At 62.8% G+C, this 23,233-nt stretch carries 21 protein-coding genes; 10 read left to right on the top strand and 11 right to left on the bottom strand.

Going from position 1 to position 23,233, the window contains the following annotated elements; all coding sequences use genetic code 11:
• From DES41_RS36470 to DES41_RS36495, 6 genes are all read left to right on the top strand, one after another.
• On the top strand, nt 1–1,254 hold a 1,254-nt coding region (locus DES41_RS36470), incomplete at its 5' end, for an FAD-dependent oxidoreductase (protein ID WP_147283056.1).
• A gap of 4 nt (nt 1,255–1,258) precedes the next feature.
• Nucleotides 1,259–1,873: a glutathione S-transferase family protein gene (locus tag DES41_RS36475; RefSeq protein WP_114472593.1), complete on the top strand. Its 615-nt coding sequence runs from the start codon at nt 1,259–1,261 to the stop codon at nt 1,871–1,873.
• A 294-nt stretch (nt 1,874–2,167) separates the two neighbouring features.
• Nucleotides 2,168–2,911 carry an AAA family ATPase gene (locus DES41_RS36480; RefSeq protein ID WP_114472594.1) on the top strand — a complete coding sequence of 248 codons (744 nt, stop codon included), beginning with the start codon at nt 2,168–2,170 and terminating at the stop codon, nt 2,909–2,911.
• A gap of 88 nt (nt 2,912–2,999) precedes the next feature.
• Complete coding sequence (gene istA, locus DES41_RS36485; protein ID WP_114472642.1) at nt 3,000–4,523, top strand: IS21 family transposase; 1,524 nt, start codon at nt 3,000–3,002, stop codon at nt 4,521–4,523.
• Nucleotides 4,516–5,409, top strand: coding sequence for an IS21-like element helper ATPase IstB (gene istB, locus DES41_RS36490; RefSeq protein WP_114472595.1), 894 nt, complete (start codon nt 4,516–4,518; stop codon nt 5,407–5,409). Before istA ends, istB begins: the two co-directional genes overlap by 8 nt.
• Before the next feature lie 62 nt (nt 5,410–5,471).
• Nucleotides 5,472–7,049, top strand: a complete 1,578-nt coding sequence (locus DES41_RS36495; RefSeq protein ID WP_245966047.1) for an AAA family ATPase — start codon at nt 5,472–5,474, stop codon at nt 7,047–7,049.
• A 91-nt stretch (nt 7,050–7,140) separates the two neighbouring features.
• Here DES41_RS36495 and DES41_RS36500 read toward each other — a convergent pair whose 3' ends face one another.
• A complete protein-coding gene (locus DES41_RS36500) occupies nt 7,141–7,896 on the bottom strand; it encodes an IclR family transcriptional regulator (RefSeq protein ID WP_114472597.1) in 756 nt (251 codons plus the stop codon).
• Nucleotides 7,897–8,116: 220 nt separating this feature from the next.
• On the opposite strand from DES41_RS36500, the gene DES41_RS36505 reads away from it, so the two are divergent.
• Entirely contained in the window at nt 8,117–8,869 is a 753-nt protein-coding gene (locus DES41_RS36505; protein WP_114472598.1) for an IclR family transcriptional regulator, read from the top strand.
• A 282-nt stretch (nt 8,870–9,151) separates the two neighbouring features.
• On the opposite strand, the gene DES41_RS36510 is transcribed toward DES41_RS36505, so the two are convergent.
• The 10 genes from DES41_RS36510 to DES41_RS36555 form a co-directional block, all read right to left on the bottom strand.
• Nucleotides 9,152–10,339: an acetyl-CoA C-acyltransferase family protein gene (locus DES41_RS36510; protein ID WP_114472599.1), complete on the bottom strand. Its 1,188-nt coding sequence runs from the start codon at nt 10,337–10,339 to the stop codon at nt 9,152–9,154.
• A gap of 95 nt (nt 10,340–10,434) precedes the next feature.
• Nucleotides 10,435–11,406 carry a Bug family tripartite tricarboxylate transporter substrate binding protein gene (locus tag DES41_RS36515; RefSeq protein WP_170168404.1) on the bottom strand — a complete coding sequence of 324 codons (972 nt, stop codon included), beginning with the start codon at nt 11,404–11,406 and terminating at the stop codon, nt 10,435–10,437.
• A gap of 70 nt (nt 11,407–11,476) precedes the next feature.
• Nucleotides 11,477–12,658 (bottom strand): aminotransferase-like domain-containing protein, encoded by a 1,182-nt coding sequence (locus DES41_RS36520; protein WP_114472601.1) that lies wholly within the window; start codon nt 12,656–12,658, stop codon nt 11,477–11,479.
• Between the two features lie 70 nt (nt 12,659–12,728).
• The gene (locus tag DES41_RS36525) at nt 12,729–13,856 is read right to left on the bottom strand and encodes an acyl-CoA dehydrogenase family protein (protein WP_114472643.1); all 1,128 of its coding nucleotides are present in this window, start codon (nt 13,854–13,856) and stop codon (nt 12,729–12,731) included.
• Between the two features lie 10 nt (nt 13,857–13,866).
• Entirely contained in the window at nt 13,867–15,063 is a 1,197-nt protein-coding gene (locus DES41_RS36530) for an acyl-CoA dehydrogenase family protein (RefSeq protein WP_114472602.1), read from the bottom strand.
• Nucleotides 15,064–15,118: 55 nt separating this feature from the next.
• A complete protein-coding gene (locus tag DES41_RS36535; protein ID WP_114472603.1) occupies nt 15,119–16,105 on the bottom strand; it encodes an NAD(P)H-dependent flavin oxidoreductase in 987 nt (328 codons plus the stop codon).
• A gap of 22 nt (nt 16,106–16,127) precedes the next feature.
• On the bottom strand, nt 16,128–16,871 hold the full coding sequence (locus DES41_RS36540; RefSeq protein WP_114472604.1) for an enoyl-CoA hydratase/isomerase family protein: 744 nt from the start codon (nt 16,869–16,871) through the stop codon (nt 16,128–16,130).
• Nucleotides 16,872–16,898: 27 nt separating this feature from the next.
• Nucleotides 16,899–17,873, bottom strand: a complete 975-nt coding sequence (locus DES41_RS36545) for a Bug family tripartite tricarboxylate transporter substrate binding protein (RefSeq protein ID WP_114472605.1) — start codon at nt 17,871–17,873, stop codon at nt 16,899–16,901.
• A 70-nt stretch (nt 17,874–17,943) separates the two neighbouring features.
• On the bottom strand, nt 17,944–18,681 hold the full coding sequence (locus tag DES41_RS36550) for a TetR/AcrR family transcriptional regulator (RefSeq protein ID WP_114472606.1): 738 nt from the start codon (nt 18,679–18,681) through the stop codon (nt 17,944–17,946).
• Nucleotides 18,682–18,714: 33 nt separating this feature from the next.
• Nucleotides 18,715–20,271: an acetolactate synthase large subunit gene (locus DES41_RS36555; protein ID WP_114472607.1), complete on the bottom strand. Its 1,557-nt coding sequence runs from the start codon at nt 20,269–20,271 to the stop codon at nt 18,715–18,717.
• A 185-nt stretch (nt 20,272–20,456) separates the two neighbouring features.
• On the opposite strand from DES41_RS36555, the gene DES41_RS36560 reads away from it, so the two are divergent.
• The 3 genes from DES41_RS36560 to DES41_RS38650 all read left to right on the top strand — a co-directional run bounded on the left by DES41_RS36560 (nt 20,457) and on the right by DES41_RS38650 (nt 23,233).
• On the top strand, nt 20,457–21,464 hold the full coding sequence (locus DES41_RS36560; protein ID WP_147283057.1) for a Bug family tripartite tricarboxylate transporter substrate binding protein: 1,008 nt from the start codon (nt 20,457–20,459) through the stop codon (nt 21,462–21,464).
• Nucleotides 21,465–21,535: 71 nt separating this feature from the next.
• Complete coding sequence (locus tag DES41_RS36565) at nt 21,536–22,738, top strand: CaiB/BaiF CoA transferase family protein (protein WP_114472609.1); 1,203 nt, start codon at nt 21,536–21,538, stop codon at nt 22,736–22,738.
• Between the two features lie 345 nt (nt 22,739–23,083).
• Nucleotides 23,084–23,233 carry a hypothetical protein gene (locus tag DES41_RS38650; RefSeq protein WP_170168405.1) on the top strand — a complete coding sequence of 50 codons (150 nt, stop codon included), beginning with the start codon at nt 23,084–23,086 and terminating at the stop codon, nt 23,231–23,233.

A 23,233-nucleotide genomic window follows, 5' to 3' on the forward strand; every position in this document is an offset into this window, starting at 1 on the left:
CACGCACTTCCGGGGAAAATTTGTTCGCGTTGTTCTTGCTCATGGCTCCATTCTCTCAAGAGTTGGAGCCTCCGCGAAACCCGGGGCGGTTCACTTGGCTGGCAGGCCGAAACAGGCGGTATTGACTGGGAGCATCTGAAAAACCTGCGCAAGAGCGAGGTAAGTCGCCTGAACCAGGTCTACGAAAGGCTGCTGCACGAAGCCGGGGTCGAGTTGCACCGCGGTTGGGCGACGCTCACGGGACCGAACTCCTTAGCCGTTGGCACGCGAGCGATCCGAGCGCGCCATATTCTCCTGGCTCCTGGTGGCAAACCTGTGCGGCCACCCATTTCTGGCGTCGATCTCGCCATCACGTCCGATGACGTGTTCGATCTCGTCAGCTTGCCGCGTAACCTGGCCGTCGTAGGCTCTGGCTACATCGCGGTGGAGTTTGCATCGATTTTCACCGGGCTCGGGGTCCAGGTAGATCTCATCTACCGAGGCAGCCGTCTTCTCAAGGATTTTGACAGGGAGACGTCCGAGTTTCTCGCCAACGAGCTGGAGAAGGCGGGGGTGCGCCTCCACCCTCACAGCGGCATAGAGAGTATCGAATCCGACGGTCGGCAGCGAATCGTGACCACCAAAGCGGGACGCAGGCTCTCAGCAGATCAGGTTCTTTTAGCAACCGGTCGGCAGCCGAATCTGGATCGTCTGGGATTGCAAGCGGCCGGCGTCCATCTCACCGAATCCGGCGCGATCCAAGTCGAAGATCATCGGACTTCCGTGAGTTCGATATGGGCAGTAGGAGATGCGGTTGGGGGCCCCCAACTCACGCCCGTTGCACTGGCCCAAGCCATGGACGCAGTCGGCCTGATCTTCCCCGCTGGCGGGGCGCGGCGTCGCGTGTCCCTGGAGCACATCCCTACCGCGATCTTCACCTCGCCTTCGCTCGCGTGCTGCGGTATGACCGAGCGGGTGGCCAAGGAGCGCTACGGCAAGGTCGAAGTGTTTCGAAGCGACTTTCGATCGTTGAAGGATACCGTTGGCAGTACTCCGGCTAGAACGTTCCTCAAAGTCATCGTAGACACTTGCTCCGATCGCGTCGTCGGGTTGCACATGGTTGGTCGAGATGCTGGAGAAATTGTGCAGGGTTTTGCGGTTGCGATGCAGTGCGGGCTAACCAAAGCTGATCTGGACGCAGCGGTTGGCATCCACCCTACCGTGGCAGAAGACTTTCTCTCCATGCGGTCCTGGAAAGAGGCCGAGCCGAACTGACGTCATGATCGAGTTCTATTTCTGGCCCACTCCAAACTGCAGAAAGATCTCCATCCTTCTGGAAGAGCTGCAGCTTCCCTTCGCGCTACATCGCATCGACATCCATTCAGGACAGCAAAAGTTGCCGCAGTTCCTTGAGGTCAATCCGAACGGACGCGTGCCCGCCATCGTCGATCACGAACCCGCGGAGGGTGGCAAGGTTGTACTGGCCGAGTCAGGTGCGATCCTTGTGTATTTGGCCGGAAAGGTGGAAGGGTGGCTCCCACGGAAGCAGTCAGACTTGGCCGAAGTCTTGCAGTGGCTGTTTTGGCAGATGTCGGCCCTCGGGCCGATGCAGGGTCAGGCCTCGCATTTCCTGAACAGTGCCTCCGATCCTTGCACGTACGCCCGCGACCGATTCAAGGCAGAGGTAGCGCGGCTCTACCAGGTTCTTGAAGATCGCCTCGCCACCCGCCAGTACCTGTGCCGGTCGTTCGGCCTCGCCGACATTGCTTGCTTTCCTTGGGTCAGCCTGAGCGCACGCGGCGGCATCGACTTGAGCAAGTACCCATCGGTATCAAGATGGATGGACGCCCTGTCCGCTCGACCGGCAGTTGGACGCGGCATGGTGCTCACTTAGTCCTGCGGCCTCTCACGCTTCGCCGCCTAGCAGGCTCAACCTGTGTCGCTGCGGCACACCGGGGACAAACAGTTGCGCTTTTCATCAAAGTGAGTGACAAGGCCGCCAGAGGATCTCAGGCTCATGGACTGGATGGCATAAAGTCAGACACATCGCGTTACCAGCTTCGCAGTGGAGTCGGAAACCTCCGTCGTTGCATCGTCGCACTCTGTGCTGATGCGTAGCCGTCGCCTCCGTTCTCGTAGGCCGCGAGGCAATCCTACTGCCGAATGATTACCCGGGAAGAAAGGCTTCATGCTTAAGAGCATCGAGAAGATCAAAGGACTTGGCGTTTACCAGAGTTACGTCAAGCCTGCAGGCACTCAAGATTTTGGCCTCAAGAATCTCATCTACGGCTGGAATTACTCGGGCAAGACCACACTCTCTCGTCTTTTCGCTCAGCTCGAGAGCCGATCACCAAATCCTGACCTGACGGGTTGCGAGTTCACATTCGGCGGCCTTGAGGAACCGATCACGGAGAAGAATTTCAGCCGTTGCGGACTGTCGGTCCGCGTCTTCAATTCGGACTTCATCAGCGCCAATCTTCACTTCAACGGGCAGAGTTTCAATCCCATATTGTTGCTCGGCAAGGACTCCGAGGAGGCGCTGCGAAGTATCGACCACCTCAGCGCACGGATCAAAACGGCGGAGCACATTCAGCGCAGACTGAACGAACGCATCGATGAACTCAAGACGCGGGTTGCGAACGCCAAGACCGACACGGCAAAGACCATTCGGCAACGCCTCAAGATCGATCCATACACGGCCTCTCATCTGGGGCAGGACCTCCTCGCGGTCAGCAAACTTCAGTCTCAGCTTCTCGAAGAGAATGAGCTTGCGGCAGCCATCGAACTCGCTCTGACACCCGACTCGGAAAAGCCGAGCACGGTGGAGAAGATCCTGAGTTCTCCGTCGATCGTGAAGTTGCATAGTGAGGCCGTCACCGTCCTTGCCGCAACCCCTAGTGTTGCCAGCATGTTGGCGCCGACCCAAAACTGACCATCTAGAAGACGAAGTGCCGATCCAAAATTGACCAGGGTGTTCCACTGACCTGCTGAAACTTTCGGCAGGGAGCAAGGTGATCACCATGGACATGATTGGCAAGGTCAGGCGCATGAAGTTGCGCGACCAACTCTCCCTCAGCGAGATCGCAAAGCGCACCGGGTTGTCGCGCAACACGGTCAAGAAGTGGCTCAAGGCGCCCAGCGAGGCGGTGCCCAAGTACGAACGGGTCAGCGCCCCGGGCAAGCTCACGGCCTTCGAGCCGACGTTGCACCAGGCCCTGACGGCCGACAGCTATCGTCCCAAGCAAGGTCGGCGCACTGGTCGTGCCTTGCTGGTGCAAATCCAGGCCCAGGGTTACCGCGGCGGCTACAGCGCCGTCACCGACTACATCCGGCGCTGGCGTGTCCAGGCCCTGGCCAGCCCGAGCAAAGCCTTTGTCCCGCTCAGCTTCGAGCTGGGCGAGGCCTTCCAGTTCGACTGGAGCGATGAGGCCATGGTTGTCGGCGGGGTGTTCTACAACGTCCAAGTGGCGCACCTGAAGCTGTGCGCCAGCCGGGCCTTCTGGCTGGTGGCCTACCCGAGCCAGGGCCACGAGATGCTGTTCGACGCCCACACCCGTTCGTTCCAGGCGCTCGGCGGCGTCACGCGGCGAGGCATCTACGACAACATGCGCACCGCCGTGGACAAGGTGCAGCGTGGCAAGCAGCGCATCGTCAATGCGCGCTTCGCCGCCATGTGCAGCCACTACCTGTTCGATCCCGACTTCTGCAACGTCGCCTCGGGCTGGGAGAAAGGCGTGGTCGAGAAGAACGTGCAGGACAGCCGGCGGCGCATCTGGATCGAAGCTGGCACGCGGCGCTTCGGCTCCTTCAGCGAACTGAACGCCTGGCTGGGTGAGCGCTGCCGTTCTGTCTGGGCCGACACCGCGCACCCGATCCACCGGCAGTTCACGGTCGCCGAGATGTGGGAGCTGGAGAAAGGCCACCTGATGTCCATGCCGGCCCCGTTCGATGGCTACGTCGAACGGCTGGCCCGGGTCAGCAGCACCTGCTTGGTGACGGCCGCCCGCAACCGCTACTCCGTGCCCTGTGAATGGGCTGGCCACATCGTCAGCACCCGCGTCTATCCCGGGCGCATCGACGTGGCCGCGGCCGACGCCGTGGTGGCCAGCCATGCGCGGCTGCCGGGCAGCGGCCAGACCAGCTACGACTGGCAGCACTACATCGAACTGGTGCAGCGCAAGCCCGGTGCTTTGCGCAATGGCACGCCATTCTTGGACCTGCCGGCGCCGCTGCTGCGCTTGCGCCAATCCCTGCTGCGCCATCCTGGCGGGGACCGCGTCATGGCCCAGGTACTGGCCGTGGTGCCGCAGGCCGGTCTGGAGGCGGTGCTGGTGGCCGTCGAATTGGTGCTCGAAGGCATGGCGCCCAGTGGCAGCATCAGCGTCGAGCATGTGCGCAACGTGCTGGCCCGGCTGAACAACCCTGTCACCCCGGAGCAGGCCAAGACCTCGCTGCGGCTCAACCAAGTCCCGGTGGCCGATACGGCACGGTACGACCGACTGCGACCGACCCATCTGGACGGACAGGAGGTCGGCCATGCGTGACGCCACCAACGATGTGCAGGCGCAACTGAAGGCGCTGCGGCTGAACGGTATGGCCACTGCCTGGGCCGATCTGACCGAGCAAGGGGGCGATACCACCTTGGCCGCTTCACGCTGGCTGATCGAGCACCTGCTGCAGGCCGAGGACGCCGACCGGGCCATGCGTTCGATTGCCCATCAGATGAAGTCCGCCCGCTTCCCCATGCACCGCGACCTGGCTGGCTTCGACTTCGCCGTCTCGCAAGTCGACCAGCAGTTGATCAAGAAGCTGGCCGATCTGACGTTCACCCAGGATGCGCAGAACGTGGTGCTGGTCGGTGGACCGGGCACTGGCAAGACCCATCTGGCCACGGCGCTGGGCATCTCGGGACTGACCCGGCACGGCAAGCGGGTGCGCTTTTACTCCACGGTCGATCTGGTCAATGCGCTGGAGCAGGAGAAGACCCAGGGGCGGGCTGGCCGCATCGCCATGAGCCTGGTGCGCATGGACTTGGTCGTGCTGGATGAATTGGGCTACCTGCCGTTCAGCCAGGCCGGCGGCGCGCTGCTGTTCCATCTGCTGTCCAAGCTGTACGAACACACCAGCGTGATGATCACCACCAACCTGACGTTCGCTGAGTGGTCCAGCGTGTTCGGCGATGCCAAGATGACCACGGCCTTGCTGGACCGGCTGACCCACCACTGCCACATCATCGAGACGGGCAACGAGTCCTACCGGTTCCGCCACAGCAGCCATGAGGCCAAGGGGCGGATCAAGACGCGGGAGCAGAGCCGCAAGGTGACAACTGCTCAGTTCGTTGGAGACGCGGAGGGGGCCTCGCCTGACGGCTCGGGAACAGCCCAAACCAATGCAAGAAAAGGAGGCTCGACCGAGGCGGACAACCTATAGTTATTCACAGCTGGCCTTCACGAGGGCCGCTCCAGCCCCTGGTCAATATTCGATTGGCACTGGTGGTCAAGATTGGATCGGCGCCGACAGCCAGCACCCTCAGGCATCTCGAAGACAACCCGGCCTTGGAGCGTTGGGTGGAGTCTGGTTTGCCGCTTCACGACCGTTCCGATACCTGCAAGTTTTGCGGCCATGAACTGCCTCACGATCTGCTGGAAGCCTTTCGGGCCCATTTCTCGAAGGACTTGGCGGATCACAAGTCGCGTGTGGAGGCGTTGCTTGCACGGGTCAAGGCGGCGACGCTCACCTTGAATTTGCCAAAGGCTGCTGAACTCAATGCGCAGTTTCGCAAGCGCTACACCGCGGCGAGGGAGCCACTTCCCGCAGCGGTCGAGCTGTTCAACAAGGCCATCGACCAACTCGCGAAAGAAGTCCAATGCAAAGCCGATGACCCCCGCAGAGCCATGGAACCCAGCCCGTTGGTACCTGGCCTGGAAAGCGGCATCACCGATGCGGTGGCCTCGGTCAACCGGCTCATCGACGAGAACAACGCGCTGGCCTCGAACTTCACGGCTGCAAGAGCGAAGGCCTTGCTGCGAGCGCGATACCACCATGTAAAACAATTCGATGAAGAGCAGAAGGCCGAAGGTCGGGAGCGTCGCAAGGCGCAGCTTGCCGCAAGGCGCGACGCGCTGGTGTCCTATTGCGAGAATTTGAAGCCAGTCATCAGCAACCTACAGGCTCAGATCAGCCGCGCTCAGAAAGGCCGCGAGACGATCAACGAACGGTTGTTGTCCATGCTCGGCAGTGAGGCTGTCCAGATCCAGGTTGTCAAAGATGCGTCAAACCAAGAGCGATTCCAACTGGTCCGCAAGACAGGAGCCGTCGCCAGGAACATGAGCGACGGGGAACGGACAGCGATTGCCTTCTCGTACTTCCTCACAAAGCTCCAGGAGATCAAGCCCGCAGACTTCAAGGACACCATCGTCTACATCGACGATCCCATCTCGAGCCTGGACGCCAACCACATCTTTCAGGTGACCGCGGCCATTCGCGCGATGTTCTTCGAACAGCAGGACAAAAATGCACCGTGGCAGACCACCTGCAGGCAGCTCTTCATCTCCACGCACAATTTCGAGTTCTTCAATCTCCTGCGGGAGATCAAGCCGGTCGCGAGCAGCAAGGGTGCGCGGCTGTACTTGATCAGAAGGGTGTCCGACAAGTCCTCGACGCTTGAGGACATGCCCTCCTCACTCGCCCGTTACCTGTCTGAATATCACTTTCTTTTCGAGGTCATCCATCGCTTCCACAAAGCACCTGACAAGACGGCTCAGGAAGTCTTGATGCTGCTACCCAACGCTATGAGGCGCTTCATCGAACTTTATACGTATTCTCGACTACCAGGACCGAAAGATTCGGAGCAAGTCGACGAGCGTGCCGAAAGTCTCTTCGGCGCCGAGCGTGCGAAGCGGATCCTCAAAATCTTCCATTACTTCAGTCATGGCAACACGCTCGATCGGCTCGCCGGCAACAACGAACTGATCTTCAACCTTGAACACGCGGTGAAAGACTTGATCGATGCCATCACCGAAACGGACAAGGCGCACATGGATGCCTTGATTGCCGCATCACAAGCCTGACAGATCGTTCCAAGTCCGGCGCCGGTGCGACTTCGCTTGGCCATGATCACGGCGGCTCAAGCGAGGGGACACACTCAGAAAGCGTGCTGCGCTAGTCGTCCAGCAGATAGCCGAGATCGCGAGACAAGGCACCGGCCAGCTCGACAACACGCGGCGCCAACTGCCGCATCCTCGCCATCGTCAAGCGCTCGAGCGGTCCGGAGATCCCAAGGGCCGCGACGGGCCGTTCGAAACCGTTGAAGATCGGCGCGGCCACTCCGCCCACCCCCTCCCGCCACTCGCCGCGATTGACCGCATAGCCGAAGCGGGCAGCTTTGGCCAGTTCCTCCCGCAGGACTTTTCGATCGACGACCGTCGACGGTGTGAAGCGAGGCAGCTTGGTCGGCAACGTGTTGATGCCGCTATCGCGTTGCGCAGCGAGCAGAGCCTTTCCGGTCGCGACCGCGTGGGCGGGAGCACGCCCTCCTACCATCGAGTAAGCTCTGATCGGCTGCACGCTGTCGATCTTGTCGATGTAAATGACCTCAGCGCCCTCGAGGATCGATAGATGCACCGTCTCGCCGGTTTCTTTGGCCAACGTCGCCATGTACCCAGGTGCGATCTTTCGAACGTCGAGTTGGCCGAGCTGCCGAACACCCAAGGCGAACATTTTCATCGTGCCGCGGTACCCGCCCTCTGCGGGGTCACGCTCCACGTAACCCGCATGGGTCAGGGTCTGCAACGTCCGATGTGCATTGCTACGCGTCAAGCCAGTCCGAGCAGCCACGTCTTCGATGATTTTGGCCTCACCTTGCATCTCCGCCAAGGTCTCCAGCACTGCTAAGCCTTTGAGCAGCGTCTTGTCCATTTCTCACCGTGCGTCTTAAATGATAGGAAATCAGCTTAGCACACCAACGACTCGCGACATGTCCAAGATGCGTCATGTCCAGGCAATTCATGCCGCGCCAATGCTCGGCGGCATTTGTCGAGAAGGATCCGCGGAACGTTCCGGCCGTCCGCATGAACTCAGCGGTCTGCAGGGGATATGCTAGGATGATTTCCCAATTATTGAGACATTTGCGCTCGGCATGGACAAAACTCTGCTCAAGGGTCTGGCTGTTTTGGAAGCGATTGCCGATATGCAAGGCGAAGCGCGCGTCATCGAGGACGTGGCCGCGCGAACCGGGCTCACGCGGAGTAACGCGCACCGTACCATGCAGACGCTCATGCACGCTGGCTACGTGGAGCGCGATCCCGTCGATGGAGGCTATCGAGGGACCAGCAAGATGTTTGCAGTCGGGGTCAGGCAGCAAGGCCGGCTCGATGTGCGAAAGATTGCCCCACCGCACATGGCTACGCTGGCGCGCGATGTGGGCGAGACCGTCCACCTATCCATCCTGAATGGATTCGAGGTGATCTACATCGACAAGATCGACAGCGATCAACCCATTCGCGCCTATTCGATGATCGGCGGACGGGCGCCTGCGCACGCTGTAGCAACCGGTAAAGCGCTTCTCGCTGCACAGCCGGCCGAGTTCCTGGAATCTCTTCCTGCCAAGCTTGAGCGCTACACGCAGACCACGATCGTTGATCGCGAGGCTCTCATCGCAGAACTGAGCAAGGCAGCGAAACAGCGTTATGCGGTCAATCGCGGCGAATGGCGTGACACGGTAGGAGGCATTGCTTCCCCTGTCTTCAACGCGTACGGCCGACCGGTCGCAGCGCTGGGGATCTCGGGTCCGCTCGATCGGCTGACGCCCTCCTTGATGAAGTCTGGCGCAGCCCGCGTCGTCGAGGTCGCAGGCGGACTGTCTCGCGCGTTAGGATTCACGGGCACCTGACGTGACCTCTGCCTCTACACTCTAGTCGAAGGCATCAAGGCGCATTACCGGCCCGCCTCACCATCCGCAAATCCTTTGGCGCGACCCGATCACCTGGCGTCGCAAGGACGCGGTCGACCACGCCGTCCAGATCGGCAGTGACGTGTGCTTTCGTCTCCATAGCATCAAGCACGCACACGCACGATGGCATGGATCGCATTCTGCAAGCACTTGCTGCTGCATTCGGCGCAGGGCTGTGTCAGTCTCCTACCGAGAAGAGCCAACTGTGTCGTCGACTGCGCGTCAGCAACGCTCAAAGATGGCAGCAATGCCTTGGCCACCGCCGATGCACATGGTGACCAGCGCGTACTGACCGCCCACACGATGCAACTCCGCAATGGCTTTGGTCGCGATGATAGCGCCGGTTGCGCCCACAGGATGCCCCAACGAGATGCCGGAGCCGTTGGGATTGACCACCGCGGGGTCCAGGTCAAGCTCATGTGCCACTGCGCAGGCCTGGGCTGCGAACGCTTCGTTGGCTTCAATGACTGATATGTCGCGCACGGAGAGGCCGGCGCGCTTCAGAACGCTCTTCGTCGCCGGCACGGGGCCGATGCCCATGTAGGCGGGCTCGACGCCTGAGTGTGCGTACGCCACCAGCCTCGCCAGAGGCTTCAGCCCCAACGCCGCGGCGCGGCCGCCTTCAACAAGTGCCAGTGCGCCGGCGCCGTCGTTGATGCCCGATGCGTTGCCAGCAGTGACCGTGCCCTCTTCCTTCTTGAAGGCTGGGCGCATCTTGGAGAGCGTATCGATGGTGGTGTCGGCTTTCACATGCTCGTCTACTTCGAACAGCGCGACGCCTTTGCGCGTCTTCAGCTCGACGGGAACGATTTGCTCCTTGAAGCGCCCCTCAGCGATGGCAGTTGCGGCCCGACGATGGCTCTCCACAGCAAGCTGGTCCTGCTGCTCACGGGTCACGCCATACCGAACCGCAACATTCTCGGCGGTGATGCCCATATGGACCTTCTGCCACGGGTCGTGGAGGATGCCCAGCATGTAGTCGACCAACGCAACGTCGCCCATTCGCGCACCGTGCCGCGTGGCCAGGTCCAAGTACGGCCCCCGGCTCATCGACTCCGCCCCAGCGCCGACGGCGACGTCGCAGTCGCCAAGCAGAATGGACTGCGCCGCGGTCACGATGGCATGCAGGCCGGAGCCGCACAGTCGGTTCACGTTGAACGCGACTGTTTCGATGCTGCAGCCCGCGTCAATCGCTGCGACGCGGCTGAGATAGGCGTCACGTGGCTCTGTTGGAACGACATTGCCCATTGCGACCTGTCCGACCTCACGCGGGTCGACACCAGCACGCTCCAGCGCCGCCTTGACAACCGTGGTCGCCAGTTGCGTCGGCGGGACATCCTTGAGTGCTCCACCAAACGTGCCGATTGCGGTGCGCGCGGCACCGACGACGAAAACTTCTCGCTTGCTCATTCAAAACTCCATGGAAGGACGCGGGGCCGCGGGAAAAAAATGCCCGTCCGCAAGAGCCAAGGGAACCCCGGGCTCTCACGCGCAGGTCGGTCAGGTCAGTCGACGGAAATCTTCGAGTCGCGAACGATGGCTGACCACCGGTCGGCGTCCGCTTTAACGAAACCGGTGAAAGCAGCCGCATCCTGGTACGCGACTTCGAGGCCCACCCGGGCAAGCTGCTGTTTCACCGCGGGGTCGGCCACGGCCTTCTCGACCGCCTGTTGCAGCTCAATCACGGTTGCAGCTGGCGTTTTCTTCGGGACGAAGAGGCCCTGCCAGTTCTCCAGTTCGATGCCTGGCACGCCCAGCTCGGTCAGGGTTGCCACATCAGGCAGAGCGGCGGCCCGGTGCTGTCCCACCACTGCGAGAACGCGAATCTTGCCGGACTTCGCCTGCTCCACGTGGTCGGGTACCAAGTCGATGGCCACGTCGATGTGACCTGCAATCAAGTCGGTGGTCATTCCGCTGCCGCCCTTGAACGGCACCATCGTCCACTCGATACCCGCCGACTTTGCAATCAGGTGGCCTACGAAGTGCGGGATGGTGCCAACTCCAGCGGTGCCGTAGTTCAGCTTGTTAGGATTCTTCTTGGCCATGGCCACCAAGTCCTGGAACGTCTGAATCTTCGACGATGCAGGTACCGCCACACTGAAGCCGGTCTTGACCACCTTCGCGACGGCGACATAGTCCTTATCCATGTCGTAGTTCAGCTTTCCGGCGTAGAGGTGTGGGGCGACCGTGATGGGAGCAGGCAGACCCACCAGCACCGCGGAGCCGTCGGCCTGCATGTTCTTGATGAGGCCCACGGCCAGGCGGCCACCCGCGCCGGGTTTGTTGTCGACGATGACCGGGCGTGGCAGGATGGTCTGCATCTTGGCGGCCAGGATTCGAGCCATGACGTCCGACGTGCCGCCGGCACCGTAGGGAACGTAGAGCGTCACCGCCCTGGCACCATCTTGCGCCACCGCGCTTGAGAGTCCAGCTACGGCGACTGCCGCAGCCACAAAGGCTTTCAGGATTTTGTTCATGATGTTTTCCCCGGGTCGCATGGACCCGATGTCGTCCAGGAATGGATGTGCCGGCGGAACCGGCCATCCGCTACGTGCAACCTCGGATGAGGCTTCCGATGCGCTCGATGCCGGTCTTGATGTTTGAGTCCGACGCGGTGGCGAAGCTCAACCGCATCGTGTTGCGCTCCGGGTGCTCCACGTAGAACGGAGCGCCGGGAACGAAGGCGACGCCGGCGGCGAGCGCCTTCGGCAGCAATTCGGTGGTGTCAATGTGTTCAGGCAGGGTAAGCCACATAAACATGCCGCCTTTGGGCTCTTCGAACCTCACAGAGGGTGGCATGTGCGTTCTGACCGCGCCGCACATGACCTGGCTCTTGCGGGCGTACAACTCGCGGATGCGCTGGAGATGGCCGTCCATGAAGCCGCTCTCCAACAAGGTCGCCATCGCCATCTGCGTGAGCCCTGAAGTGTGCAGGTCGATGCCCTGCTTGACCTGTTCCATGGCTCGGATGACGTGGACAGGCGCGATGACAAACCCCAGCCGGATGCCGGGTGACAGAATCTTGGAGAAAGACCCCAGGTGAATCACGTTGCCAGGTGACAGCGACAGCAGGGACGGCAACGAGGACCCGTCGAAGGACAGCTCCGCGTAGGGGTCGTCTTCTACGATGACCAGTCCGCGCGACTGGGCGACATGGTCAAGTGCTTCCCGCCTGGCTGCATCGAGGGTGCGGCCCGACGGGTTCGGGAAGTTCGGCACCACGTACACGAGCCCGGCCCTGCCGCCGCCGCAGGCGCTCGAGCGCTCCGCGAGCGCGTCGACCACCAAGCCCTTTTGGTCGCTGCCGATGCCCACGAACGCTGGCCCGTAGGCACGCAGGGCTTGGGTTGCGCCCAGGTAGGTTGGGGATTCCGTGAACACCGTGGCGCCTTCATCGACCAACACGCGTCCGACGAGGTCGAGCCCTTGCTGCGAGCCACAGGTAATGAGCACGTTCTCGGCCTGGATTGCCACGCCGCGGCCGCGCCACTGACTGGCGATGAGCTCGCGCAGGGGCAAGTACCCGTCCGTCGCTCCGTATTGCAGTGCGACTCGCCCTTGCTTGCTCAGCACCGCGTCAAAGCACGCACGCATTTCCTCCACCGGGAAGGAATCGGGTGACGGAAGGCCACCCGCAAGGGAGATGATGTTCGGGTTGAGGACGGTCTTCTTGGCAATCTCACGAATGGCCGAACCGCCGCCTGGTTGAATCTTTTTTGCAAGCTGCACGTGCTACCCCTTTTCTGATTTCTGGTGCTTGGTCGGTACAACGCCGGTGCCCTTGGGCACAGTGCTTGGGCTATGCGGTTACGGTCTCAGCAAGGGCGACGTAGCGGTCCAGATGCACGTCGTCGTCCCCCAGACGCGAGCTCAGCATGGAGAGCCAGCTGGCATAGTGGGCAGGCTCAAGCTCCCATGTCATCCCAATGCCGCCGTGAAGCTGGATGGCTTCCTCGGCGATGCGACGCGCGGCTTGGTTTGCGGTGAGCTTCGCGGCTGAAATTGCCTGAAGCTGTGCGGAGCCACTGAGGGCCGCTGCATTGATGACGGCGGACCGGGCCTTCTCCAGCTCGAGCATCATTTCAACGATGCGGTGCTGCAGCGCCTGGTTTGCGCCGATGGGTGCACCGAACTGCTTGCGCACCTTGAGATATTCGGTCGTGGCCTGGACGAGCTGGTCCATCGCGCCGACAGCCTGGGCGCTGATGGCCAGCGTGCCCGCAGCGATGGCTTGCTGAAGCGCGGTGTGCCCTTCGTGCACCGGCCCAATGCGGGCGCTGTCGGCAACGACAACCGACTCCAGCACCACTTCGCCCGCGCGACCGCCGTCAATCTCCGGATACGGCCGGACGCGCAGTCCTTCCGCTGACGCATCGACCAGGAAGGGCGTGATGCCGTCCTCGTCCGCGCTTGCACCAGCAGTTCGCGCGCTGACCACGAAGTGCTGCGCGTCCTGCGCGTTCGGCACGGCTGCCTTGATGCCGTCCAAGACCCATGCGCCTGAGCGCTGCTGCGCGCATGCAGTCACGTACGAAGGCTCCCACAACGCGCCAGGCTCGCAATGCGCCAGCGTCACCACCTGCTCGCCAGAGACGAGCTTGTCCAGTACCGGATGCGTGGCCGGCGTGCTTGCCAGAACCTGGCCTGCCATCAAGGCCCCGAGGAACGGCAGGTCCACGACCAGCTCCCGTCCCAACGCTTCGAAGACGTTGACGACATCGAACGTGTCGTCACCGAACCCGCCGACGTCTTGCTGGAACAGGGCACCGACAGCGCCAATCTCCGCCAGGCTTCGCCAGCCTTGCGTCTTGGCGGCAGTCGAGCCAAACTGCTTGGAGCGGTGGGAGGGGGTGGACAGGTTGTCGCGAGCGAAACGAGCGATGCTCTCTGCGAGGGCTTTGCGTTCGTAGCTGAATTCGAAATCCATGGTGCTGACCTCAGAGACCAATCGTCTTGGAAATGATGTTCATCTGGACCTCGTTGGAGCCACCGAAGATGGACAGCTTTCGGTTGTTCAGGTACGTGACAGCGGCCCGCGTGGAGGCGGCCGGTCCGATGTCCTGAAGGTCGAGCTCGGCCTCGTCGGTGAGGTCGTTCACCACGCGCGGGCCATACACGCCCATCGCACGCAGTGACAGCGCGTTGATGGCCTGCCGCAGTCGCGAACCTTGAATCTTCAGCATGGAGGCCGCGGCAGCGGAGCCACCGCCCTTCTCGACAGCTGCGAGCGTGCGGAAATTGGTGACGCGCAGGTTGCCCGCTTCAATTTCCAGGAGCGCGAGCTCTCGGCGAAAGCCGGGCTGCGACAGGAGAGGAGCGCCGCGTCGCTGCACTGTTGCCGCGGCCTTCTTCAGGCGGTAGAGCGCCGCGTATGCGTAGCCCACGCCGGCCATGCCGGTGCGCTCATAGCCGAGCAGGTACTTGGCACACGTCCATCCGTGCCCTTGCTGCCCCACGAGGTTCTCCACGGGAACCTCGACATTGGTCAGGAACACCTCGTTGACTTCGTGTTCGCCGTCGATGGTGATGATGGGGCGGACCTCGATGCCAGGCATCCGCATGTCGATGAGCAGAAAGCTGATGCCCTCCTGCTTCTTCGCAGTCTTCTCCGTGCGCACCAGGCAGAACATCATGTTGGCGTGCTGCCCAAGCGTCGTCCACGTCTTCTGGCCGTTGACGATGTACTTGTCGCCGCGCAACTCGGCTGTGGTCTTGAGCGAGGCAAGGTCCGAGCCGGCACCCGGCTCGGAGTAGCCCTGACACCACCAGTCGCTGCCATCCAGAATGCGCGGCAGGTAGTGCGCCTTCTGTTCCTCGCTGCCGAACTTGATGAGCACGGGCCCCAGCATGTTGATGCCGAACTGGATGGGCCGCGGCGCGTTCGCCATTGCGCTCTCATACTCGAAGATGTAGCGCTGCGTGGCGGTCCAGCCGGGACCGCCGTGCTCCTTCGGCCAGTGGTTGGCCAACCAGCCACGTGCTTGGAGGATGGCATGCCAGCGCACCATGTCCTCGCGGCTGAGGCGCTCGTCCATGGCGACCTTGTTGGCAATGTCTTCAGGGAGTTCTGCGCGCAGGAAGGATGCAACCTCCTGGCGGAACTGCTCCTCTTGGGGCGTGAAGTCGAGATTCATGTTGGGTCACAGCCGGCTTCGAAGCCGGCAACGAGATGGTGCGGGGGGGGCGGGCTCAGCGAACGGCGGTGTCGGCGAACATGCGGGTGGCGCTTGCCAGCGATGCGCGGCAGTCCTGCAGCATGCGGTCGATGAGTGCCTGGCACGTCGGGATGTCGTCGATGAGGCCGATGCACTGGCCGGCCCAGATGAGACCGTCGTCTGCTTGGCCGGACTCGAGAGCTGCGCGTCCCCGAGCACCAGAGACCAGCGGCCTGAGGTCTTCGAACGTGGCGCCCTCGGCGCGACGCTCGAGCTGGTTCACTTGTGCTGCAACGGCGTTGCGCCAGACGCGAGCCGTGTTGCGCAGGCCGCGGAAGATGAGTGTGGTGTCGTTCTCGCTGGCACCCGTCAACGCCTCCTTCACATCCACATGGATGGGGGCCTCCTGGGTCATCATGAAGCGCGTTCCCATGTTGACCCCCTGAGCACCCAGCGACAGCGCCGCGGCCATCGTGCGTCCGTCCGCGATGCCGCCCGAGGCGACAACGGGGATGTTCAGCCTGGCGCACGCAGCGGGAATCAGGATGAGGCCCGGAATGTCATCCTCACCGGGATGTCCAGCGCATTCGAAGCCGTCGATGCTGATGGCGTCCACCCCGCGCTTCTGCGCAGATAGGGCGTGGCGAACCGAGGTGCATTTGTGGATGAGCTTGATGCCGGCGCGCTTGAAGGCTTCCGTCATCTCGTCGGGGTGTCGGCCGGCAGTCTCCACAATCTTCACGCCGCTCTCGATGATGGCCTGTGCGTAGTCGCCGTAGGGCGGCGGCGACGCGGTGGGCAGAATCGTCAGGTTCACCGCGAACGGCGCAGAGGTCATCGCCCGGCAGCGCTCGATTTCGGCGAGCAGTGCCTGCGGCGTGGGCTGCGTCAAGGCAGTCAGTGTCCCGAGGCCGCCTGCATTAGACACAGCGGCGGCCAGCTCAGCGCGCCCCACCCACATCATTCCCCCTTGGATGATGGGATAGCGGATGTTCAGCAGTTCGGTAATGGCGGTTTTCACAGTTCAGTTCTCCTTGGCAGCGTCAGGCCGACTTGTTGCTCTTGACGGGACCGAGTGGTTTGCCACCGAACACGTCGAACTCGGTACACGCCTTGGACCAGGCTGCCGGCGGCATGTGCAGGGTGGCGGCGCGCATGCCCGACTTGACCGCAGCGACGGCATTGGCTGGGAATGCTGCGATGGCGGTCGCGCGCTCTCGCGTTCTGGCCAGCACTTGGTCGTCCTCCACACACTCGGTACCGATGCCAAGGCGGACCAAGTCGTCCGCGGGGATGCGCTCCGCCGTCAGACAAAGACGTGCTGCGACCGCTTCGCTGTGGCGCAAAGCAAGCCAGGCCGCAATACGGGGCGCGGCCATGCCGATGCTGATTTCCCCCACCTGCAGGAAGGCGCTGCGGCCGCAGACCATGAGGTCGCCGGCCAGCGCGAGAGCGGCCCCGCCATTGATGGCGTAGCGCTCAAGGGCGACAAGCCACACCTTCTTGCTGGACACCAGGGCGGTGTGGACAGATTCCCACAGGGAGGGCCATCCGGCTACCCAGTCGGGTTTGGGCTCTGCCGAGAACGCTTTGGTGTCCAGGCCCGAACAGAATGCACCGCCTGCGCCGCGGAGCACGACGGCGCGGATATCCTGGTCCTCTTCTATCTGAGCGATAGCGTCCTTCAACGCGCTGGCCAAGGTTCCTTCGACCGCGTTCTTTCGGTCCGGCCGGTTGAGGATGAGTTCGCACCAACCTGGGTGCTTTTCGAGAAGGACGACGTCCATGGTGACTTCCGCTTTGTGGGGGTTCGGTTATTGCGCAGGACGGATGCCTGTGCTCTTGGCGACGGCGGTCCAGCGCTTGAGCTCATCGGACAGGAAGCTGCCGAACGCTTCCGCGGTGCCGCCGGTTGGCGTCAATCCGAGCGAGCGAATGGACTCGATGACGCGCGGGTTCTTCAACGCGGTGTTGGCTGCGGCGTTGAGCTTGGCCGCGATGTCCTGGGGCAAGTTCGCAGGGCCGACCAAACCGAGGAAGCTCTCAGCGTCCACATCCTTGAACCCGGACTCCCGCGCCGTCGGCAGGTTGGGCAGGCCTGGCGCGCGAGCGGCTCCTGGCGTCACGATGCCTTGCAGCTTGCCTTGCGCAATCAGCGCTGCGGTCACGCCGCCCAAGTCGAACAGCAGCGGCACATCGCCAGCAAGGGCTGCGCGAGACGCTTCCGCCGAACCCTTGTACGGGACGTGCGTCAGCTTGAGCTTGTACTTCTGGGCCAGCATCTCGCCCCAGCTCTGGGTCAGCGTCCCGGCTCCCGGGCTGGCATATGGCACGGACTCAGGTTGCGCGCGAATCCATTCGATGAGGGAACCGAGGTCCTTTGCGGGCACTTTCGGATTGACCGCAACCAGGATGGGCATGTTGGCCAGGGCCGCGATGGGCTTCAGGTCCCTGAGCGCGTCGTACGGGGTCTCGATGCCTGTCGCCGGATTAAGCACAAGGTTCGCAGCGACCACCAGCAGGGTGTAGCCATCCGGCTGGGCACGAACGACGTAATTGGTACCGATGGAACTCGCACCGCCTGCCTTGTTCTCCACGATGATGGGCGTGCCGAGCTCGGTCGACATGGCCTGTCCGACGATGCGGGCAACCGCGTCCGTGGGACCCCCGGCGCCGTAGGGGACCACCAGGCGAATCGGTTGCTTTGGATAACCCTGTTGTGCCGAGGCCACCCCGCAGAATGCGGCGCTTGCCATCACCGCTGTTGCCCAAAATTTGTTCAATTTCATGTCGTCTCCTCTGAAAAAGGCCGAACGCGGCCACCCTTCCCCAATGGAAGGGAAAAAAACGCGAATGGAATCAGGCGGTCTGGTCTTCTTCTGTGGGCGCCTGAGCCCCGGTCAGGCGCTGGCGCACCTGCGTGGAAACCGGCGCGGTCAACGCTCCGGTCAGCATGTCGATGAGGTTTTCAATCGCACGCTGCATGTCAAAGCCTCGGTTCTTGCGACTGCGGCGGGCGCTGACGCGCTCAAAGTCCGCAAGGCTGAAGAACAGATAACTGATGGCTGAGAGGTAGCGCTGCCGCAGGAGGGTCTCCGGCAGTTCTGGCAGCGCTGGGCCCATGTACTGGTAGACCCGTCGGAAACCGCGGTCGATGTCATCAGCGGTAGCTGCCGAAAGTTCGATGTCCGGATGCAGCTGCACAGCTGCGAGGAAGCGGTTGTACGTGTTGCCGTTGCTCGTCATGAGCTTGGACGCCAAGGGCCAGACGAGGGCCTCGACCAGGCCACGCACATCGCGCTGACGTTCGGTGGCCAAGAGGCGACTGATGTAGTCGTTGCGCAGGATGTCCAGTTCTCGCATTCCCGCCTGCAGGATTGCGCGCACCAAGGCCTCTTTGGAGCCAAAGTGGTAGTGCAGCGCGGAGTTGTTGCGCTGTCCAGCTTCCCGGGCAATCTCGCGCATGGAGACCGCATCGATTCCGCGCTCTGCAAACAGGCGTTGCGCCGTCTCGAGCAGCAGCTCCGTGCCCTCGCTCTTGGATGCAGCGGCGCGCGGGGATGCCTTGGGCTTTGGGGTGGAACCGGTCGTGGCCATCGTTTTCCTTGGAAGGGAGCCGCAGGCGGCTCCTTAGAGAATCACCTCAATCAGAGACGGTCCACCGGATGCAAGTGAGCTCCGCATGGCCGCCGCGAACTCGGCCAGGTTCGTGACTCGGGTGGCACCGACACCATGACCGCGTGCCAGCGACACCCAGTCAAGCGCTGGCCTGTCGATGGTGAGCATATCCGTCGCCCGCGCACCAGGTTCCCCTGCACCCACATTGGCGAATTCACCCCGCAGAATCTGGTAGGTCCGGTTTGCGAAGATGACCGTGGTGACGTCCAGGCCTTCTCGAGCCATGGTCCACAGCGCTTGCAAGGTGTACATAGCACTGCCGTCGCCAACGAGTGCGACGACCTTGCGCTCGGGCGCTGCGATGGCGGCCCCGACCGCCACTGGCAGCGCATAGCCAATGGAGCCCCCCATCGTGGTCAGCCACTCATGCGGTGCAGCATCGTGCGTGACCCCATCGAACCCGCGACCGGTGCTGACCGCCTCGTCGACCACAACGGCGTTCTCGGGAATCAACGTGGCCAGCAAGGCACCAATCGAAGCGGGTGTCAGCGGGCCTTCAGTGTCCGCCGCCTGGCGCCGGCTCGGCGTCACGAACGCAGTGCGTGTGGCGTCCGTTGCTTCGGCGAGCATGCGAAGCGCGCCTTCGACATCGTTCCCGCGATGGGCCAGCCGATGCAGGTTCGTCCCGGGCGAGTACAACCGCCCCGGCTTGTTCGGGTAGGCGAAGAACGCGACTGGTGGCATAGCGCCCACCAAGACAATGTGCTCGAAGGCAGCGAGCTTCTGCACCGCGGCGTCGACGCTGTAGGGGAGCCGAGGCAATGGAAATCTGCCAGCACCACGGGAAATCCGTTCTGCGTAGAACTCGCACATCACGGCACAGCCAGTTGCGGCCGCGATGCGGCCTGCCCACTGGGCCGCGCCTTCGCGGACAGCGGGTCCGCCCAGGAGCAGCAAGGTGGACTTGCCGGAAGACCGCAGCGTCTTTGCGATGGACAAGACGGACTCGGCGTCCACCGCGTCTGGTGCCGCAGTCATGACTGCGCCTTGGGCCGCAGGGGCATCGCCGAACTCGGACCAAGCTTTGTCGGCGGGAAGAATCAAGCTGGCAATTTGCCCCGGTCGGGCGCTCGCAGCGGACACCGCGGCACGGCCGGCGTTCGCGACTTTGTCCACCGATTCCACCGTGTGCACCCAGTGCGACATCGGGCGCGCAACGCCTTCCACGTCCGATGTCAGAGGGGCGTCGAGTTCCAGATGCGCGGTCGCGTGCTCGCCCACGACGTTGACGATGCCCGAATGCGCCTTCTTGGCGTTGTGCAGGTTCGCAAGACCGTTGGCCAAGCCCGGACCCAGGTGCAAAAGGGTTGCGGCCGGGCGGTCGGCGAGTCGGTAGTACCCGTCGGCGGCACCGGTCACGACGCCCTCGAACAGTCCGAGCACGCAGCGCATGCCGGCAATCCGGTCCAGCGCGGCGACGAAATGCATCTCAGAGGTGCCGGGGTTGGCAAAGCACGTATCGACGCCTGCGTCCAGCAGGGAGTGCACCAGGGCTTCAGCACCGTTCACGTTTGTTCTCCAGTTTTTGGGTCTTGATGCGGCCGAAGTCTAGGGGCGCCAGTTCTGTTAAGTCAAGTGCTTTAGAAAAACAGTCGAATGCTTGATTCTGTGTAAAGCAAGTGCTTTAATTGCGCTCCCGACCAAGCGGCCCGCGCACGTCGCACGTGGCGCATCGGCGAACGAAGGAGACAAGAGTGGCTTTGGCAAGACGACATTTCCTGCGGCAGTGCAGCGCCCTGGTGAGCACGAACGCTCTGCGCGCGTCGGGGGCGGCAGCCCTGGTTCTCGGCAGCGGAAGCGCGATGGCGCAGGCTACCCGGACGACCACACTGCTCGTCGGCTTCCCCGCCGGCAGCGGTGTGGACTACGTCGCCAGGCTCCTGGCGGACCGGCTTCAGCAGGTCCTGAACCGCACCTTCATCGTCGACAACCGAGTCGGAGCGAGCGGTCGCATTGCAATGGAGCAACTCAAGCGTGCACCGAACGACGGGTCCGTTCTCGCAGTCGTTCCGTCTGGCATGTTGAGCATCTTCCCGAGCTTCTACCGCAAGCTGGCGTACGACCCGCTCAAGGACTACACCGCCGTCGCCAAGTTCTGCGACTACCACATGGGCTTGGCCTCGGCGACGACGGCGCCCTACAAGACGCTCCCCGAATTCTTGGAGTGGGCCAAGCGCAACCCTGCGAACTACGGCCATCCCGGCATGGGAACAGCCCCCCACTTCACCGGCTACCTGCTGGCTCAGGACGCGGGCGTGAAGCTCCAGGATGTGAGTTACCGCGGTGGCCCCCAGCTCACCCAGGCCACCATTGGCGGCGAGATTGCGTTGGCTGCAAACCTTTCCGGCACGTTCCGCGAGCTTGCCAAGGGCGGGCGCATTCGTCTGCTGGCGGTCACCGCTCCGCAGCGCTCACCGACGACCCCGGACGTGCCCACCCTTGCGGAGTTGGGCTTCCCGAACGGCGTGGTCCAGGAAAACATCGGCCTGCTTGCTCCTGTGGGCTTGGACAGGGCACTGGTTGCCCAACTTGCCGATGCCGTTCGCCAAGTCGCGGCAGAGCAGGCGTTCCAAGAGAAGCTGCAGGTGGGCGACTACTCCTCGGCCTACCTCGACGGCGCCGCATACGTCGGGCTGACGACGAATGCCCAGGCACGGTGGGCAAAGGTCATCGAGCGTTCGGGATTCCGCGCCGACGAGTGACCTGAGCACAACGCGGTCTCGACCATACAAACCCACCCCCCTTTTCTTCCTCAAGTCCTCGAAGTACTGCCATGCATGAACTTCCGCTCAGCGGCATCCGCATTCTTGACATGGCGACGGTGTTGGCCGCGCCGTTCGCCGCAACGCTCTGCGCCGACATGGGCGCAGACGTCGTGAAGTTGGAGCTACCCAATGGCAACGACACGTTGCGCGGCCTGGCTCCAGTATTTCAAGGCCATCCGCTGTTCTGGAAAACGGCAAACCGTGGCAAGAAGGGAATCTCCCTGGACGTGCGCAAGCCGGCGGGCCGCGACCTGTTCCTCAAGCTCATCGCCGACTTCGATGTGCTGGTCGAGAATTTCCGGACCGGAACCCTCGACGGGTGGGGGCTCGACATTGCGACGCTCCACCGCCACAACCCTCGGCTGGTTGTGCTGCGCCTCACTGGTTTCGGGCAGAACGGCCCCTACGCGCGCCGGCCCGGCTTCGCGCGTATCTTTGAGGCGATGAGCGGCTTTGCGAACCTCACCGGCGAACGCGACGGCCCGCCGCAGCACATGAACTTTCCGCTCGGCGATGCCATCTCCGGTTTGTTCGGGGCGTTCTCGATAGCGACCGCTCTGGTGGAACGCAATGCGAAGCCGCGCAACGAGCAGCGGGGCGTCGAGATTGACCTCGCAGCCACCGAAGCAATGATGCGCCTTCTGGACCCGCTCGCTGCCGAATACGTGGTTGCCGGAGTAGACCGGATGCGCTCTGGCTCGCGGGCGACCTACACCGCGCCGTCAAACGTATACCGAAGCGCTGACGGAGCGTGGATTACGCTGGTCGGCTCCGGTGATGTCACGTTCAAGCGTGTTTGCGTGGCCATGGACCGGCCCGACCTTGTCGACGATGACCGCTTCTCCTCCTCCGTGAATCGCACAGCCAACTTGGAAGCTCTGGACCAGCTCATCGACACATGGTGCGTCGGTCAAACATTCGAGCAGCTGTCGAAGAGGCTCCAGAACGCGCAGGTTCCCTTCAGCAAGGTTTACACGACAGCTGACTTGGTCAACGACCCGCACTTCCGAGAACGCAAGGCGTTCATTGAACTGCAAGACCCGGACGTCGGTTCGATTCCTGCGCCGGCACCGGTACCGCGATTCATCGGTCGCCTTGCTCGCATTCCCTCTGTCGGCCCGGCAACGGGGCAGCATAACGAGCAGGTCTACGGCAGCGTCGGAGTTTCAAAAGAGGAGCTTTCTGATCTGAAGGCGTCGGGCGTCATCTAGTTCAACGCTACAGGAGGACGCGGGCCGGGAGCTGGCCACCTCGCGGTCTCGGTCGCCGACGCCGGCTATGCAGTGCTGCTGACAGACCACCCCGCAATGCACTGATGGTGGATGGCGCCATCGCTCAGCGCAGCACGCTGCTGCGGCAAACCTTCTGCGCCGGCGTGTACCTGTCGAAGTCATCCATTGGACCACGGCCATGGCAGTGGCGATCCGCGAGGTCTAGCCGGCGCTGGTCCTGGGCTTCAATCACTTCCGCACCGAGACGCAGATCTTCCACTGCGGCGCGGCGCGGGTGCTCGACCCCCAGGGCGGGTGGTCCGCGCCGTCGACGTCAGCAGCGACATGCCGGGCCTGGTTGACAGCACACTGTGGTTGGCCTCGCGCTGTGCCCACCGCATCGAGCACCGGCGGTTCCAGCGCATACCGGCGCTCGTGCATGTGGAGATCGACGCCGGCGGCGCGGCCAGCGTGCCCTCCGGCAGCGGCGCATAG

This window comes from Pseudorhodoferax soli (assembly GCF_003337555.1).
GTDB classification, from domain to species: Bacteria; Pseudomonadota; Gammaproteobacteria; order Burkholderiales; family Burkholderiaceae_C; genus Pseudorhodoferax; species Pseudorhodoferax soli.